At 73.7% G+C, this 15,545-nt stretch carries 15 protein-coding genes; 8 read left to right on the top strand and 7 right to left on the bottom strand.

The window, feature by feature from the left end; genetic code table 11:
• The first annotated feature begins 1 nt into the window (after position 1).
• Positions 2 to 967, top strand: coding sequence for a right-handed parallel beta-helix repeat-containing protein (locus ACZ67Q_RS12775; RefSeq protein ID WP_471180280.1), 966 nt, complete (start codon positions 2 to 4; stop codon positions 965 to 967).
• Between the two features lie 55 nt (positions 968 to 1,022).
• On the opposite strand, the gene ACZ67Q_RS12770 is transcribed toward ACZ67Q_RS12775, so the two are convergent.
• The 6 genes from ACZ67Q_RS12770 to ACZ67Q_RS12745 all read right to left on the bottom strand — a co-directional run bounded on the left by ACZ67Q_RS12770 (position 1,023) and on the right by ACZ67Q_RS12745 (position 6,258).
• On the bottom strand, positions 1,023 to 1,895 hold the full coding sequence (locus tag ACZ67Q_RS12770; RefSeq protein WP_471180278.1) for a trypsin-like serine protease: 873 nt from the start codon (positions 1,893 to 1,895) through the stop codon (positions 1,023 to 1,025).
• A 167-nt stretch (positions 1,896 to 2,062) separates the two neighbouring features.
• On the bottom strand, positions 2,063 to 2,998 hold the full coding sequence (locus tag ACZ67Q_RS12765) for a hypothetical protein (protein ID WP_471180275.1): 936 nt from the start codon (positions 2,996 to 2,998) through the stop codon (positions 2,063 to 2,065).
• 15 nt (positions 2,999 to 3,013) lie between these two features.
• Entirely contained in the window at positions 3,014 to 3,778 is a 765-nt protein-coding gene (locus ACZ67Q_RS12760) for a metallophosphoesterase family protein (RefSeq protein ID WP_471180273.1), read from the bottom strand.
• Positions 3,775 to 4,020, bottom strand: a complete 246-nt coding sequence (locus ACZ67Q_RS12755; RefSeq protein ID WP_471180270.1) for a BON domain-containing protein — start codon at positions 4,018 to 4,020, stop codon at positions 3,775 to 3,777. Before ACZ67Q_RS12755 ends, ACZ67Q_RS12760 begins: the two co-directional genes overlap by 4 nt.
• Entirely contained in the window at positions 4,017 to 4,691 is a 675-nt protein-coding gene (locus ACZ67Q_RS12750) for a hypothetical protein (protein WP_471180267.1), read from the bottom strand. The genes ACZ67Q_RS12755 and ACZ67Q_RS12750 overlap by 4 nt, the downstream gene beginning before the upstream one ends.
• Before the next feature lie 103 nt (positions 4,692 to 4,794).
• A complete protein-coding gene (locus tag ACZ67Q_RS12745) occupies positions 4,795 to 6,258 on the bottom strand; it encodes an aminotransferase class I/II-fold pyridoxal phosphate-dependent enzyme (protein ID WP_471180264.1) in 1,464 nt (487 codons plus the stop codon).
• Positions 6,259 to 6,434: 176 nt separating this feature from the next.
• Here ACZ67Q_RS12745 and ACZ67Q_RS12740 point away from each other — a divergent pair, with 176 nt between their 5' ends.
• The gene (locus ACZ67Q_RS12740; RefSeq protein ID WP_471180261.1) at positions 6,435 to 7,724 is read left to right on the top strand and encodes an amidohydrolase; all 1,290 of its coding nucleotides are present in this window, start codon (positions 6,435 to 6,437) and stop codon (positions 7,722 to 7,724) included.
• Here ACZ67Q_RS12740 and ACZ67Q_RS12735 read toward each other — a convergent pair.
• Positions 7,654 to 8,295 (bottom strand): class I SAM-dependent methyltransferase, encoded by a 642-nt coding sequence (locus tag ACZ67Q_RS12735; RefSeq protein WP_471180259.1) that lies wholly within the window; start codon positions 8,293 to 8,295, stop codon positions 7,654 to 7,656. The two genes, ACZ67Q_RS12740 and ACZ67Q_RS12735, sit on opposite strands and share 71 nt — an antisense overlap.
• Before the next feature lie 293 nt (positions 8,296 to 8,588).
• Between ACZ67Q_RS12735 and ACZ67Q_RS12730 the strand changes: the two genes are divergently transcribed.
• From ACZ67Q_RS12730 to ACZ67Q_RS12705, 6 genes are all read left to right on the top strand, one after another.
• Positions 8,589 to 9,545 carry an STM4015 family protein gene (locus ACZ67Q_RS12730; RefSeq protein WP_471180256.1) on the top strand — a complete coding sequence of 319 codons (957 nt, stop codon included), beginning with the start codon at positions 8,589 to 8,591 and terminating at the stop codon, positions 9,543 to 9,545.
• A 68-nt stretch (positions 9,546 to 9,613) separates the two neighbouring features.
• Positions 9,614 to 10,867 (top strand): STM4014 family protein, encoded by a 1,254-nt coding sequence (locus ACZ67Q_RS12725; RefSeq protein ID WP_471181067.1) that lies wholly within the window; start codon positions 9,614 to 9,616, stop codon positions 10,865 to 10,867.
• Positions 10,868 to 10,874: 7 nt separating this feature from the next.
• Positions 10,875 to 11,753 carry an STM4013/SEN3800 family hydrolase gene (locus ACZ67Q_RS12720; RefSeq protein ID WP_471181065.1) on the top strand — a complete coding sequence of 293 codons (879 nt, stop codon included), beginning with the start codon at positions 10,875 to 10,877 and terminating at the stop codon, positions 11,751 to 11,753.
• A complete protein-coding gene (locus ACZ67Q_RS12715; RefSeq protein ID WP_471180254.1) occupies positions 11,750 to 13,099 on the top strand; it encodes an STM4012 family radical SAM protein in 1,350 nt (449 codons plus the stop codon). Before ACZ67Q_RS12720 ends, ACZ67Q_RS12715 begins: the two co-directional genes overlap by 4 nt.
• 11 nt (positions 13,100 to 13,110) lie before the next feature.
• Entirely contained in the window at positions 13,111 to 13,983 is an 873-nt protein-coding gene (locus ACZ67Q_RS12710) for an STM4011 family radical SAM protein (RefSeq protein ID WP_471180251.1), read from the top strand.
• A 155-nt stretch (positions 13,984 to 14,138) separates the two neighbouring features.
• On the top strand, positions 14,139 to 15,512 hold the full coding sequence (locus tag ACZ67Q_RS12705; protein ID WP_471180248.1) for an alpha-lytic protease prodomain-containing protein: 1,374 nt from the start codon (positions 14,139 to 14,141) through the stop codon (positions 15,510 to 15,512).
• The last annotated feature ends 33 nt before the right edge of the window (positions 15,513 to 15,545 follow it).

Below are 15,545 nucleotides of genomic sequence, written 5' to 3'. Positions count from 1 at the left end.
CATGCGATCCCACCCGCGCACGCTGCTCACCTCCCTGCTCGCCGCGGCCGGGCTCACCGGCGCTCTCCTGCTCGCCCCGCCCGCCACGGCGGGCGCCCAGGTGATCGAGGTCGCCACCGCGGCCCAGCTCAAGGCGGCCCTGACCGCGGCGGCACCCGGCGACACCATCCACCTGGCCGACGGCACCTACACCGGCAACTTCAAGGCGACGAAGGCCGCGTCGGCGTCCGCCCGCATCACGCTCACCGGCTCCGCAAGGGCCGTACTGAAAGCGGGCGGCGGTTACGGGCTGCACCTGAACGGCGCCTCCTACTGGACCGTTTCGGGTCTGACCGTGACCGGCGGACAGAAGGGCATCGTGATCGACGCGGCCCAGGGCGTTGTGATCGACGGCGTGACCGTGCACGGCCTCGCCATGGAAGGAGTCCACTTCCGCAACTCCAGCAGCGACGGAGTCGTCCGCGCCTCCCGCATCCGCGACACCGGCAACGACGGCAGCGGCATGGGGGAGGGCGTCTACGTCGGTACCGCCAACGATCTCTCCGACCGCAGCGACCGTGTGCAGATCCTCGACAACACCATCGGCCCCGGCGTCGGCGGCGAGAACATCGACATCAAGGAGGGCACCACCGGCGCCCGGATCGTCGGCAACACCTTCGACGGCAGTGGCCTCACCGGCGCCCACTACGACGACTCCTGGGTCGATGTGAAGGGCAACGGCGTCCTCGTGGAGAACAACACCGGCCGGCACACCACCAACGACGGCTACCAGACCCACACCCAGCAGCCCGGCTGGGGCTGCGGCACCGTCTTCCGGGGCAACCGGTCCGACCTGACCGGGGCGAGCGGTCCGGACCGGCTGGCCATCGACGTCACGAACTCCGGCCCGGGCTGCCGGACCACCGTCCACGGCAGCAACCAGGTGACCGGCGGAAGGGGGCTGACGAACGTCCCCGTCACCCCGTGACGCGGACACGGACGTGACCTGCGGCCGGGCGCCCCACGGGCGCCCGGCCGTGGCCTCACGGCAGCTTCACGAAGGGGGACAGGAAGGCCCGGGCGCCCGGAGTGTCCAGCCGGTAGGTGACGTTCGTGGCGTAGCAGGGGGTGTCACCGGTGATGGTCGTCGACGTCAGCACCCGCTTGCCGCCCAGCACGGCGAAGTTGGGGCCGCCGGAATCGCCGTAGCAGGCACCGCCGTTGCCCTGCGGAGCCGTCATCGCGAGCCGCACCCACGCCTTGTTGAGCGCGTCGAAGGACACCGGCGCCCTCATCCGCACACCGCCGCCCGGATGGGTCTGGCCACCGGGCCCGTTGACCGCCTCCTGGGTGCCGTACCCGGCGACGACCCAGTCGGCGGAGTTCAGCCCCTGCGGGCCCAGCGCGTCCAGCTGGTTCGCGGTGGGCAGGGTGGCCGGGGTGAAGCTCCAGCGGGCGGCGACCTTCGCCGCCGGCAGCTGTATCACGGCGATGTCGTGCGGGTCCGAGGAGGGGCCGGGGTAGTCGGGGTGGGTGTGGGCCGTGCCCTCGACGCCGACTGCGCGGGCCCGGGCCGCCGGGTCGCCGGGGTACTTCTGCGCGGCGGCGTCCAGACCGGACTGCACGTCCTGGTCGAGGGAGACGTAGAAGCGCACGTCGTCCGGCCAGTCGGTGGTGCAGTGCGCCGCCGTCAGGAAGGTGTCGGCGTCGATCATCGTGCCGGAGCAGACCCAGTCCACCCGGTCGGGTGTGCTCGGGTCGCCGTCGTCGTCCCAGGTGGCCACCAGCGCGCCCACCTCGGTGCGTTCGGGCGCGGGCACGGCGTTGTAGGAGTTGATCGCCGAGGACGGCACGGCGACGGCCAGCACGGTGGCGCAGGCCGCCGCGGTCAGGGCGGTGATGCGGAGCGCGATCAAGAAGAACCCCTTCGCTGGGTGTGGGCAGGCGTTCTCCTGTGGGAGGTGAGGGAATTGAATCGTCTGCGCCGGTCCGCGGCAAGACATGGACACGACCTGGCAGGACATGGACACGCGACCTACGTGGCCCCGTCCCCGGGGAGAGCAGGTCTCGCCGGCCTCGGGGCTCAGGTGTCGGTGGCGCCTTCCAGTTCCGCCAGTTTCGTCGCCGCCGTCATCGCCTGGCGGCGCAGGTCCCTGAGGCGGCGGTCCACGGACCGGGCCCGCTCGCGGGTCTCGCGTTCGTCGGCGTGCGCCTCGCGCTGCTCCTCCTCGGCCTGCCGCAGGCGCTCACGCAACTCGCTCACGCGCCCACGCAGTTCCTCCGCGCGGTGCCCGGCGGCGTCGGCCTGCGCGGCGACTGCCGCTGCCTCCTTCTCCGCCGTGTCCAGTTCCCGCTGCGCGGCCTCGGCCTCCTTGCGCGCCCGCTCCAGCCGGCGACGCCGCTCCGCCTCCCGTGCCCTGTCCCGGCGGGCCTCCGCGGGTGCCCGCTTGCGCGTCGTACCCGCCGTGGGCTCAGCCGTAGGGGCGGACACGGCCCCGGCCGGGGGCCGGGCCGTGGCCGCCCGGCGCACCGCATCCGGCCCCGCGGTGGGGAATCCGACCGGCTGCTCCAGCGGCTTGACCAGGTGTCCGGCGGCCCACTCGCGCGCCGCTTCCGGGTCGGCGAGCACGGCGTGCAGGGTGGCCTCCACCTCGCGCTGGGCGTCGTCACCGATCGGATGCCCGGCGTCGGCGGTGAGCTGCCGGGCCTGCCGGGCCAGCGCACCGACCAGCGAGCGCTGCCGACGTGTCAGCTCGCGCAGCTGCCCGCCGTCCAGCTCGCGGTGCGCCTGCCGCAACCCCTCACCGAGCTCCAGCAGCGGTGCGACAGCGTCGGGCCGTTCGCGCACCAGCAGATTGGCGGCCCACGCCGACAGGCTCGGGCGGCGCAGCCGGGCGATCTCCCCGGCCAGCGTCCGGTCGCCGGCCGTGCGGGCCGCCGCCGCGCGGATGTTGCGGGCGGCGGTGAACTCCTCCGGCCGCAGCCCGTACAGCTCGTCGGCGACGGTGTCCAGGTCCACCGGTCCACCCCGGCGTCAGCGCGCGGGCTCCGCCCCCGCCACGGCCGGCTCCCGGTCCGGCGCCGACAGGTGGTAGACGTGGAACGCCCGCCCGATCACGGGCTGGGCGACGTTGCGCACCCGCACCCCGCCGCTCGTCATCCCGTGCTCGGTGCCCGCGTGCGCGTGCCCGTGCACCGCCAGGTCGGCCCCCGTCTCGTCGATGGCCTCGGCCAGCAGATAGCTGCCGAGGAAGGGGTAGATCTCCAGCGGTTCCCCCGCGAGCGTGTCCGGCACCGGGGAGAAATGGGTGAGCGCGATCCGCACCGCGCAGTCCTGCCCGGCCAGCCGCTCCAGCGCCGACCGAAGACCGTCGGCGCAGCGGCGCGAGTAGCGCACGAACTCCTTCATCAGCGGTTCCCCGAACTCCCCGGCGTTGCGCCCGGCGAAGCCGCCGCCGAACCCCTTCGTGCCGGCCACCCCGATGCGGCCCGCGGGGCAGTCCAGTACGGTCTCCTCACCCTCCAGGACGTGCGCGCCGACGTCCTTCAGGATCGCCGTGACCTCCTCGGGCCGTTCGTCGTGGTGGTCGTGGTTGCCGAGCACGGCGACCACCGGGACGCCCAGGCCGGCGATCTCCCGCGCCACCACGCGGGCCTCCTCCGGCGTGCCGTGCCGGGTCAGGTCACCGGCCAGCAACAGCACGTCGGCGCAGTCGGGCAGGGTCTCGAACGCGGGCCGCAGCACGCCCTGGCTGTCGGGGCCCATGTGGATGTCTCCGACGGCTGCGATGCGGATCATGCCAGCTCCTCCGCCTGGTCGGGGGACGACGCCTCGGCGACGACGAGGTCGCAGTGGACCATGAGGCCGCCCAGCGCCTCGGACACGAGACGCGCGACCTCGTCACGGCAGTGCGCGGACGGCACGGTGCCCGTCACCAGGACCGACTCGCCGTGGACGACGACCTGCACGCCCAGCTCGGCCAGCGTCCCTTCGGCGAGGCGCTCGCGCAGATGGGCGACGCGGTAGTCCATGGTGCTCATGGAAGCTCCTTTTGCGGGGCGATCACGTTCAGGCGTTCGAGGAGGAAGAGGAACGCCGCGGGCATCGGCTCCTCACCGCACTCGCGCCGCACCTGCTCCCAGTCGACCTTCTCGCGCAGGGCGCGGGCGACGGGCAGGACGGCGCCGAAGTCGCAGTAGTGCTCGGAGAACGCGGAGACCAGGCTCGCGACGAGGTCCGTCGCCGACAGCACCGGCATGACGACCGACTCCACCGGGATCTCCTCGGCCCGGTCGAGCATCTCCGTCGTCACGGGGTGGTGCGCCAGCTCGAAGATGATGTCGATCGACTGGCCGAAGCACTCGGTCTTCAGCAGCCAGTCCTCCGGCGGGACGAGCACCTCGAGGCCGCCCTCACGCAGGGTGTCCGCGACCGTGTCGGCGTCCTCGGCACGGACGCAGAAATCCGCGTCGTGCTGGAGATTGGTGCCGGCGCCGTGCGCGTACGCGGCGACGCTGCCGGCCAGCGCGAACCGATGGCCCTGCTGCTTCAGCAGCGCACCCACCTGCTTGGTCGCCTCCAGAATGGCCTGGGTACGGTCGCGTGGCAGGTCCTGCGTCCCCGTGACCTCCGGTGGCAGCACCGTCGCGAGCCGCAGGCCGGCGCTCGACGCGCGCCGGGCCGAGGCCGGGTCGTCACCGTGCTGCGTCATCACCACTCCCTTCGGCGCGGCGGGGCGGGGCGCACCGCGCCACCCCGTTCGTCGCACCCCGTAGCGGATGTCCAAGTACCCGGGGCACCGGCCCCGACACGGATCACGGCCGGGCCACCACCCTCAGCGTCCGCACCGTGGAGTCGGCGGCGTCCGGGATCAGCATTCCGTGCTCGACACCGCTGCGCAGGTAGTCCAGCACCGCGTCGGTGATGACCTCGCCGGGCGCGATCGCCGGGACGCCGGGCGGATACGGGCTGATCGTCTCGGCGCTGATCCGTCCCGCGGCGCGCTCCGCGGGCACGTGCTCGACCGGTGCGAAGAACGCCTCACGGGGCAGCATGGCCTGCTCCAGCTCCAGCGTGGACGGCTCCGGCAACCGCACGGCCGGCTGCCGCTCGATGGTGTCGGCCTTCTCGACCAGCGCCCGCAAGGCGTCCAGCAGGACCCGCTCGGTGGTGTCGTCGTCGGCGTGGGTGATCGAGGCGCTGATCCGGCAGGTGTCGGAGCCTCCCACGTCCACGTGCCGGTTCGCGCGCAGCCACTCGTTGGCCTGCATGCCGCTGATGCCGAGCTCACGCACATCGATCACGATCTTGAGCGGATCGAAGGCGGCGGCCAGCCCCTCCTCGACGATCTCCTGGCCCATGACCCGCAGCCCGGGCAGTTCGCCGGCCGCCTCACGGATCCGCCGCGCCCGCTGGAGGGCCGCCTCCAGCAGGTCGTGCCCCTGCTCCACCATCTGGCGCCGCCAGCCGTCCAGGGTCGCGAACACCAGCGTCGAGGCGCTGGTGGTGCCCAGCAGGTCCTCGCGCTGCTTGAGCGCCTCGCTGGAGATGCGGTCGTACTGCAGATGGAAGACGGAACTCTGCTCGATGGCCCCGCCCATCTTGTGCACGCTCGTGACGACCAGGTCGGCCTCGGCGTCCATGCCCCAGGCCGGCAGCCCGGGATGGAACGGCAGGTGGGCGCCCCACGCCTCGTCCACGATGAGCGGCACGTCGAATTCGTGACACACCCGGGCCACACCCGCGATGTCCGCGCAGGAGCCCCAGTCGGTCGGGGTGATCAGCAGCATCCCCTTGGCGTCCGGATGCTCGCGCAGATTCCTGCGTACGTCGTCGGGCTCCGGCGGATGCGCCAGGTGCCGCTCGGTGTCGAACTTCGGGTGCACCCAGATCGGCTCGACCCCGTTGACGACGACGGCCGCCACCACGGACTTGTGGGCGTTGCGGGAGATCAGCAGCTTCTCCCCGGGGCCGGCCACGGCGAGCATCGCGGTCTTGACCGACAGCGAACTGCCGCAGGTGGAGAAGAACGCCTCCGTCGCGCCGACCGCGTCCGCCATGAGTTCCTGCGCCTGGCTGATCACGCCCTGGGACTGGCGGCGGTCGTCCAGCCCGTTGAGGCTGAGCACGTCGGAGCGGAAGACGTCCATGCCGACGACGTCCACCACCCGTGGATCCGCGCCCCGGCCCTGTTTGTGGCCCGGCGGGCCGTAGGCGATGTCGCCACGGCGCCGGAACTCCTGCAGCGCCTCCAGGACAGGGGCACGCGAGTGGTCCATTGTTCCTCCCGGTCGCACGGGTCACCGGCCGCGGGCCGGACGGCCGCGCCGAGGGGCCGCTGCGGAGCGGCCGTACCCACCGTGTTGCACCGCCACGGCGAGTGAAACTCCGAGGGTGTCAGCGCCGCGCACCCTGGAACCCGTCCCGCCACTACCACCGGCCCCCGAAAGGACGTGTGACTGTGACACCGGACGCCGTCCACGACGCCCTGCGCGCCGACGTGGCCGGCCGGGCCGACGCACTGTGGGACGTCGCCCTGCGCCTGCACGCGGAGCCCGAGTACGCCTTCGCCGAACACCGGGCCGCCGGCCTGCTCACCGGCGAGCTCCAGCGCGCCGGGCTCAGCGTGCGACGCGAGGTGGCGGGCATGCCGACCGCGTTCACCGCCCGCTCGGGCCACGGCAGGCCGACGGTGGCCCTGCTCCTGGAGTACGACGCGCTGCCCGGCCTCGGCCATGCCTGCGGGCACAACATGATCGCCGCCGCCGGCCTGGGCGCCGCGCTCGCCCTGCACACGGTGCTCGGCGGGGCACACGGCAGCGTGGTGGCCGTCGGCACCCCGGCCGAGGAAGGCGGCGGGGGCAAGGCCCTGGAGGTGGAGGCCGGCGTGTTCGACGAGGTCGACGCCGCGCTGATGTTCCATCCGGGGGTGTACGACTGGGTGCGCGCGCCACTGACCGCGCAGGTGCAGTACCGGATCGGCTTCCACGGACGCGCGGCGCATCCGACGGGCAACCCGACCGAGGGGATCGACGCGCTGGCCGCTCTGATCGAGCTGTTCAACGTGGTGCGCGCGCTCGGGCGGCGCCTGCCGCCGGCCTCCCATGTGCAGGGCATCGTCACGCACGGCGGCACCGCCACCAACATCGTCCCCGAGTACGCCGAGGGCCGCTTCGGTCTGCGTGCCGCCACCACGGCCGAACTGGACGCCCTGACCGACCAGGTGCGCGAGTGCGCCGAGGGCGTCGCACGGGCCACGGGAACCCGGGCGGAGATGGAGCGGGTCACGGTGCGCTACGACCACTTCCAGGACAGCGAGGTGCTCTCGGAGCGGTTCGCCGCCCACGTCTCACGGGCCGGCATCACGCTGACGCCACCGGTGCCCGGGGTCCAGCTGGGGTCGTCGGACATCGGCAACGTCAGCGCCCGGGTCCCCGCCATCCACCCCTTCGTCGCCATCATGGACGCCGACGGATCCGACCACACCCCCGAGTTCGCCCGGGCGGCCGCCTCACCCCGGGCCCGGGCGGTGCTGACCGCCGCCGCACAGGCCCTCGCGTGCACGGCGGCGGACGTCCTGTTCGACGCCGACCTGCGGGCCTGCGCCTGGGCACGGCACCGGCAGGGCGACGGGAGCCCGCCGTCCGCGCACCGGCCGCACGACAGGGCGGGTGTCAGCCCTCCGCCTTCGAGCAGTACAGGAACAGATGCGGCTCCGGCGCCGCCGAGGCGTGCGCCGGGGTGAACTCCCGGGCGTGGCGGGCCAGGACGGTCAGACCCGCCGAGCGGGCGAGCGTGGCGAAGTCCTCGGCGCCGAAGCTGGTCGCGCGGACCGGCTGCCCCATGAAGTCGATCGGCAGGTCCTCCACGTCCGCCGGGACCGTGGCGAGCACCATGGTGCCGCCGGGGCGCAGCGCCCGCGCCAGCCTGCCGACGACCCCGCTCTGCTCCTGCCGGGACATCTGCAGCAGTGAGAAGTACACGCACACGGCGTCGAACGAGGCCTCCTCCAGCGGAAGTTCACGGATGTCGGCGCGGCGGAAGCGCGCGTCCGGGACCTGCCGGGCCGAGAGGGACACCATGACGGGGGAGACGTCGACGCCCAGCACGTCATGGCCCGCCCCGGCCAGCGTGGCGGCGGTGGGCCGGCCGGTGCCGCTGCCCACGTCCAGTACGCGGCTGCCCGGTGCCAGGCGCCCGAGCAGCCAGTCCAGGGACGCCAGATGGGCCGGTGAGGCGGCGAACGCCTTCTCGTAGTCCGCGCCCAGCGCGTCGAACACCACCGCCGCCGGTGACCGTTCCTCGGAATCGCTCACGGTGCCTCCTGCCTGTGCCTGCTCGTGCCTGCCTGTGCTTGCTCGTGCCTGCCGGATCCGCCGGTCTGCCGGGCGCGCACCGGATCTGCCCACCTCTGCCGGACCCTACGCGTGGGCGCCCGGCGAACGCAGACCTTTGCCCACCGCTCTGTGCCTCCGCCCCTTTGCCCTCCGCCCTTTCGCCCTCCGCCCGGCGCCCCGCGTTGTCAGTGCCTGTTGGTAGAACTGCTGCACGTCGCACCGCCGTGCGGCACGACCCCAGTACGCCCACCTCATGTTCAGGAGCAGTCCGCGTGACCATCGGCGACCACCTTCAGGAGCTGTACGGGCTGCCCGCCTGCACCTTCCCCGGACCCGACGAGAAGAGGGAGCTGCCCGCGGCCGCCTCGGTCGCCTGGCGGATCGCGAGCGACACCTACGACGCCGAGGAGGAGTGGCCCCAGGTGTTCGCCCGCTTCTGCTCGGCCGTGGACACCACCGAGGTGCGCGCGGTGATCGTGGGCGCCTGGGAGGACGCCTTCGACACCGACTCGTCGGCCGTCATCGAGGCGCTGCTCTCCGCCCGCGACCGGTTCCCGGCCCTGCGCGCGCTGTTCCTCGGCGACATGACGTACGAGGAGTGCGAGATCTCCTGGATCAACCAGACCGACGTCAGCGGTCTGCTCGCCGGCTTCCCGGAGCTGGAGGAGTTCGGGGTGCGCGGCGGCGAGGGGCTGGGCTGGACGGCCCTGCGCCACGAGGGGCTGCGCAAGCTGACCGTGCAGACCGGCGGCCTGCCCGTCGCTGTCGTGCGCGGCATCGGCGCCAGCGACCTGCCCGCGCTGGAACACCTCGACCTGTGGCTGGGCACGTCGTGGTACGGCGCCGACAGCGAGGCGGCCGACCTCGCCCCGCTGCTGTCCGGCGAACGGCTGCCCCGGCTGCGTCATCTGGCGCTGCGCAACAGCGAGATACAGGACGCGGTCGCCGTGGCCGTGGCCTTTGCGCCGGTCGTCGCCCGCCTGGAGGTGCTCGACCTGTCGATGGGCACCTTGAGCGACGAGGGCGCCACCGCGCTGCTCGCCGGGCAGCCGCTGACCCATCTGAAGAGGCTCGACCTGCACCACCACTACATCTCCGAGGCCCTCCAGGAGCGGATCCGGCAGACGCTGGAGCCCGCGGGCGTAGAGGTCGACCTCGACGCGGACGACGCCGACGAGGACGTGGACGACGACGGCACGGTCAACCGGTACGTCGCGGTGGGGGAGTGACCGGGGCCGTGTCCGCACTCCGGCCGGTGCCGTCCGCGTCGACCGGGCCCGTGCCCGCACACCGGCCGGTGCCGTCCGCCTCCCCGGCGACCACGCCCGCCGCCGGGCCGTTCCCGCCCGTCGCCGTCGTCGGCAACCCCGGCAACCGGCGGGTGACCCTGTTCACCGCGGCGATGACGGCGGCCGGGCTGCCCGCGCCGCGCGTCGTTCCCTGGACGCGTGTCCTGCGGGACGGCGGGGCCGTCTTCGCGCCGGAGGAGGTCGTGCGGATCGACTCGCCCGGCGAGCATCCCGAGGTGGACCGGTTGCTGCGCGGCACCGACGACCCGACCCGCGTCGAGGGCTCCGCCCGCTGGTACGCCGGCTTCCTGACCGCCGTGCGCGGCCTGGAGGGCGGCGTCCGCCTGGACGACCCGGACGAGCTGGCCGTGCTGTTCGACAAGCGGCGCTGTCACGCCGCCCTGGACGCGGCCGGCGTTCCCGTACCCGCCTCCCCGACCTCGGGCCGGTCCGCGGCGCGGGTCGGCGGCTGGGGCGACGTACGGCGGCTGATGCGCGAACACCGCATGCCGCGGCTGTTCGTGAAGCCGGCGCACGGCTCGTCCGCGTCCGGGGTGCTCGCCGTCGAGTCCGGCCCCCGAGGGCGGATCAGGGCGACCACATCGGTAGAACGCGCCGTCGGCGGGCGGCTGTACAACTCCCTGAGGGTGCGGCGCCTCGAACGGGAGCAGGAGATCGCCGCCCTGGTCGACGCGCTCGCCCCGGACGGACTGCACCTGGAGCGCTGGCTGCCGAAGGCGTCGCAGCACGGTCGCTCCGCCGACCTGCGGGTCGTCGTGGTCGCCGGGCGGGCCACCCACGCGGTGGTGCGCACCAGCGCCACCCCGCTCACCAACCTCCACCTGGGCGGCAGCCGTGGCGACCTGGACACGGCACGCCGGGCCTTCGAGGACGCGGGATTGCCCTGGGGTGACGTGCTCGCCGTGTGCGAGCGGGCCGCGGCCTGCTTCCCGCGCACCCTGTGCGTCGGCGTCGACCTGCTCCCGGCCGTCGGCTGGCGGCGGGTCGCGGTCGGCGAGGTCAACGCCTTCGGCGACCTGCTGCCCCGGCTCACCGGCCTGCCCGGCAGCGGCGCCGAGGGTCTGGACACCTACGCCGCCCAGGTCGCCGCGCTGCTGCGCGACCCGCGTACGTCCCGAGCACGGAGCTCGGCACCCCCGAACGCGGTGCGGGCCGCCCGGGACCCGCACGGCCCGCCCGGGCGCACCCCGGCCCCGGCACGGCACCACCACGGAACGGAAACACCCCATGCCCACGCCTGACCTGGACATGAGCGAGATCGTCGGCAGTCACGACCTGCTGCTCGTCACCCTCGACACCCTGCGCTTCGACGTCGCCGCCGAGCTCGCGGCGGCCGGCCGCATCCCCCACCTCGCCCGCCATCTGCCCGGCGGGAAGTGGGAGAAGCGGCACGCCCCGGGCAGCTTCACCTACGCCTCCCATCAGGCGATCTTCGCCGGCTTCCTGCCCACCCCGGCCGCCCCCGGCCCGCATCCCCGGCTGTTCGCGGCCCGCTTCGCCGGCAGCGAGACCACCGCCGAACGCACCTACGTCTACGACACCCCCGATCTGGTGAGCGCACTCGCCAAGGACGGCTACCGCACGGTGTGCATCGGGGGAGTGGGCTTCTTCAACCAGCAGGGACCGCTCGGCTCGGTACTGCCCGGCCTCTTCCAGGAGGCCCACTGGCAGCCGGAGTTCGGCGTCACCTCGCCCACGTCGTTCGAGGCACAGGTCGAGTGCGCCGAACAGGTCGTGCGCGCGCTGCCCCGCGACCAGCGGCTGTTCCTGTTCGTCAACGTCGCCGCGCTGCACCAGCCGAACTGGTTCCATCTGCCCGGCGCCACCCGCGAGGCCGGCGACTCCCGCGCCACCCACGCCGCCGCGCTGGAGTACGTGGACCGGCACATCGGCCGTCTGTTCGCCGCCGCGAGCAGCCGGCGCCGCTGCCTCGCCATCGTCTGCTCCGACCACGGCACGGCCTACGGCGACGACGGCTACACCGGCCACCGCCTCGGCCACGAGTCGGTGTGGACCGTGCCCTACGCCCACTTCTTCCTCGACCCGACCGACCCGGTCGACCCGACCGACCCGGCCGAACGAACAGCATCCGCCGAACCCGCAGACCCTGCCGAGGCCGCCCGATGACCGCCCCCACGACCGAACTCCCGGAGCCCCCGCGGCCGTACCAGAGCTACGTCTACGCCTACCCGCACAAGACCGCCTACCGTTCGCTGCCCGACCGTCCGCCCCTGCGCACCCTGTGGGCGGGCGAGGCGAAGGACGCGCTCTCGCTCTACCTGCACATCCCGTTCTGCGAAGTGCGCTGCGGCTTCTGCAACCTCTTCACCCGCATCGGCGCACCCGACGGGCTGACCGGCGCCTACCTGGACGCCCTGGAACGGCAGGCCCACGCCGTACGCGAGGCGCTCGGCGACGACGAGCCGGTCCGCTTCGCCACCGCGGCCTTCGGCGGCGGCACCCCCACCTTCCTCACCGCCGCCGAGCTGACCCGGCTGTGCGACATCGCCGAGCGGCACATGGGCGCCGACCTGACCCGCATCCCCCTGTCCGTGGAGGCGTCGCCCGCCACGGCCACCGCCGACCGGCTCGGCGTGCTCGCCGAGCGCGGCACCACCCGGCTCAGCCTCGGTGTGCAGAGCTTCGACGAGGCCGAGGCCCGCGCCGCCGTGCGCCCCCAGCGCCGCGCCGACGTCGAGGCCGCCCTCGCCCGCATCCGCGACACCCGCATCCCCGTGCTCAACATCGACCTGATCTACGGCATCGACGGCCAGAGCGAGCACAGCTGGCTGCGCTCCCTGGACGCCGCCCTGGCCTGGCAGCCCGAGGAGCTCTACCTCTACCCGCTCTACATACGCCCTCTGACCGGCCTCGCCCGCCGCGCCGACGACACCGACCCGGCCTGGGACGAGCAGCGCCTGCGCCTGTACCGCGCCGGCCGCGACCACCTCCTCGCGCACGGCTACACCCAGCAGTCGATGCGGATGTTCCGCCGCGCCGGCGCCCCGCCACAGGGCCCCGACGACCACGCCTGCCAGACCGACGGCATGATCGGTCTCGGCTGCGGCGCCCGCTCCTACACCGCCGCACTGCACTACTCCTTCGATTACGCCGTCTCTATGCACGAGATCCGCGGCATCATCGACACCTACGTCGCCACCGAGGACTTCGCGCACGCCGAGCACGGCCGCCGGATCGACGCCGACGAGGCCCGCCGCCGGCACCTGCTGCAATCCCTGCTGCAGACCGAGGGCCTGACGGTGGCGGAGTACCGGGCCCGCTTCGGCAGCACGCCGGCGGACGACTTCGGCCCGCAGCTGGAGCGGTTCGCCGCACGCGGCTGGCTGGCCGGCGACCCCGCGAGCGGCACCCTGCGCCTCACCCCGGAAGGCCTCGCCCACTCCGACGCCGTCGGACCCGAGCTGTTCTCCCCGGCCGTGCGTGCCGCCATGGCCGCCTACGCCCGCAAGTGAGGCCGTACACCATGGACCTGACGCTGCTCTACCGCGGCCCGCTCGCCTCCTGCGACTACGACTGCCCGTACTGCCCCTTCGCCAAGCGGCGCGACAGCCCCGGGCAGTTGCGCGCCGACCGGGCCTGCCTGGAACGGTTCGCCGACTGGGCCGCGGACCGGACCGGCGACCGTCTGTCCGTGCTCTTCACCCCGTGGGGCGAGGCCCTGGTCCGCTCCTGGTACCGGCGTGCCCTCACCGAGCTGTCGCACCAGCCGCACATCCGCCGCGTCGCCGTCCAGACCAACCTGAGCTGCCGCACCGACTGGCTCGCCGGCGCCGACCTCGACACGCTCGCCCTGTGGTGCACCTACCACCCCGGCCAGACGCCGTACGACCGCTTCCTCGCCAAGTGCCGCGACCTGGCCGCGCGCGGCGTGCGCTTCAGCGTCGGCATCGTGGGCCTGCCCGCGCACCTCGAGTCCGCCCGGCGGCTGCGCGCCGACCTGCCCGCCCACGTGTACCTGTGGGTGAACGCGGCCGAGGGCCGTCTCTACGACGACGCCGAGGCCGAGTCGTGGACGGCGCTGGACCCGCTCTTCCCCTACAGCCGCCGTCCGCACGCCAGCGCCGGCCTGCCCTGCCGCACCGGAGAGTCGGTGCTCTCGGTCGACGGGGACGGCACCGTGCGCCGCTGCCACTTCGTCCGCGCCGAACTCGGCAACCTCTACGACGGCTCCTATCGAGCCGCCCTGCGCCCCCGCCCCTGCCCGCTCGCCGTGTGCGACTGCCACATCGGTTACGTCCATCTGGAGACGCTGCCCCTGTACGACGTCTTCGCGGGCGGTGTGCTCGAACGGGTCCCGGCGCAGCACCCGCCGACGCGGACCGCCACCGTGCGGTAGGCCGCTCACGCCTACTGCACTTGCCCGCTCTTGCGTCCCCCATCGCGGGAAACACCTCCGCCGGCGTCATGAGGCGCGGACGACGCGGCAAAGCCTATGGCTCCACGACGTCCGACGTCTCTCACCCCCCGTTCCAGCCCAAGGAGGCTCTTCGTATGGTCGGCAGACACACCGCGCGCACCGGCCGCGCCGCCCTGGTGGCGGCCGGCGCCCTCGCCCTGGCCGCGGTCCACCCCGCCGCGGGCGCCACCCCGCCGCCCGCCCCCGGTCCCGTCCCGTCCGCGGCGCAGACGCTCGGGGCGGACCGGCCCTCGGCGGCGATGCTGCAGGCACTCCAGCGCGACCTGAAACTGACCTCCGCTCAGGCCACCGCCCGGCTGGTGAACGAGGCCGAGGCCGGCACCCGCGCGGGCCGGCTGCGCAACACCCTCGGAGCGCGCTTCGCCGGTGCCTGGGTCAAGGGCGCCACCGCCGCGCAGCTGACGGTCGCCACCACGCGCGCCTCCGACGCCGCCGCCATCCGCGCCCAGGGCGCGAAGCCCGTCGTCGTCAAGGTGTCGCTGAGCGACCTGCGGGCGGTCAAGGACAAGCTGGACAAGGCCGCGTTGCGCGCGAGGGCCGTGATCACGCCCGTGCGGTACGTCGACGTGCGCACCAACCGCGTCGTCGTCCAGGCCACCAGCCGACAGGCCGGCAACGCCCTGGTCAAGGCCGCGGGTGTGCCCGCCAAGCAGGTCACCGTGCGGGTCTCGAAGGACCGGCCCCGCCCGCTGGCCGACATCGTCGGCGGCGACGCCTACCACATCAACAACGAATTCCGCTGTTCCATCGGCTTCTCCGTCACCAAGGGCGAGCAGAACGGCTTCGCCTCGGCGGGCCACTGCGGTAAGCCCGGCGACAAGACCACCGACCCCAACGGGACCGAGCAGGGCACCTTCCAGGCGTCCACGTTCCCCGGCAAGGACATGTCGTGGGTGGGGGTCACCAGCGGCTGGACCGTCACCCCCACGGTGCGCGGCGAAGGCGGGGCGACGGTGAACGTCGCCGGCTCCGTCGAGGCGATGGTGGGGGCGTCCGTGTGCCGTTCCGGCTCCACGACCGGCTGGCACTGCGGCACGATCCAGGAGCAGAACGCCACCGTCACCTACGAGGAGGGCACCGTCAACGGCCTGACCCGGACCACGGTGTGTGCCGAGCCCGGTGACTCCGGCGGCCCGTACATGGCCGGCGCGCAGGCCCAGGGCACGACCTCCGGCGGCTCGGGCGACTGCACCAGCGGCGGCACGACGTTCTTCCAGCCCATCAACCCGACGCTGAGCGACTTCGGGCTCACCCTGGTGACCGCCACGGCCCAGAACAACGCCCCCCTCCCGCAGGACACCGCCGCCGACGCGTGGGCCACGGGCCGGGTGTACGAGACCGGGGCGACCGTGACGTACGGCAAGGTGCGCTACCAGTGCCTGCAGTCCCACCAGGCGCAGGGTGCCTGGGCACCGGAGAACACACCGGCGCTGTGGCAGCGCGTGTGAGCGACGCCTGACCGGTCCGGCACCCCGGTGCAC

The organism is Streptomyces sp. NPDC036813 (assembly GCF_055609245.1).
Note: the sequence above shows the minus strand (reverse complement) of the source record. Positions and strands in the feature narration are given on the sequence as shown.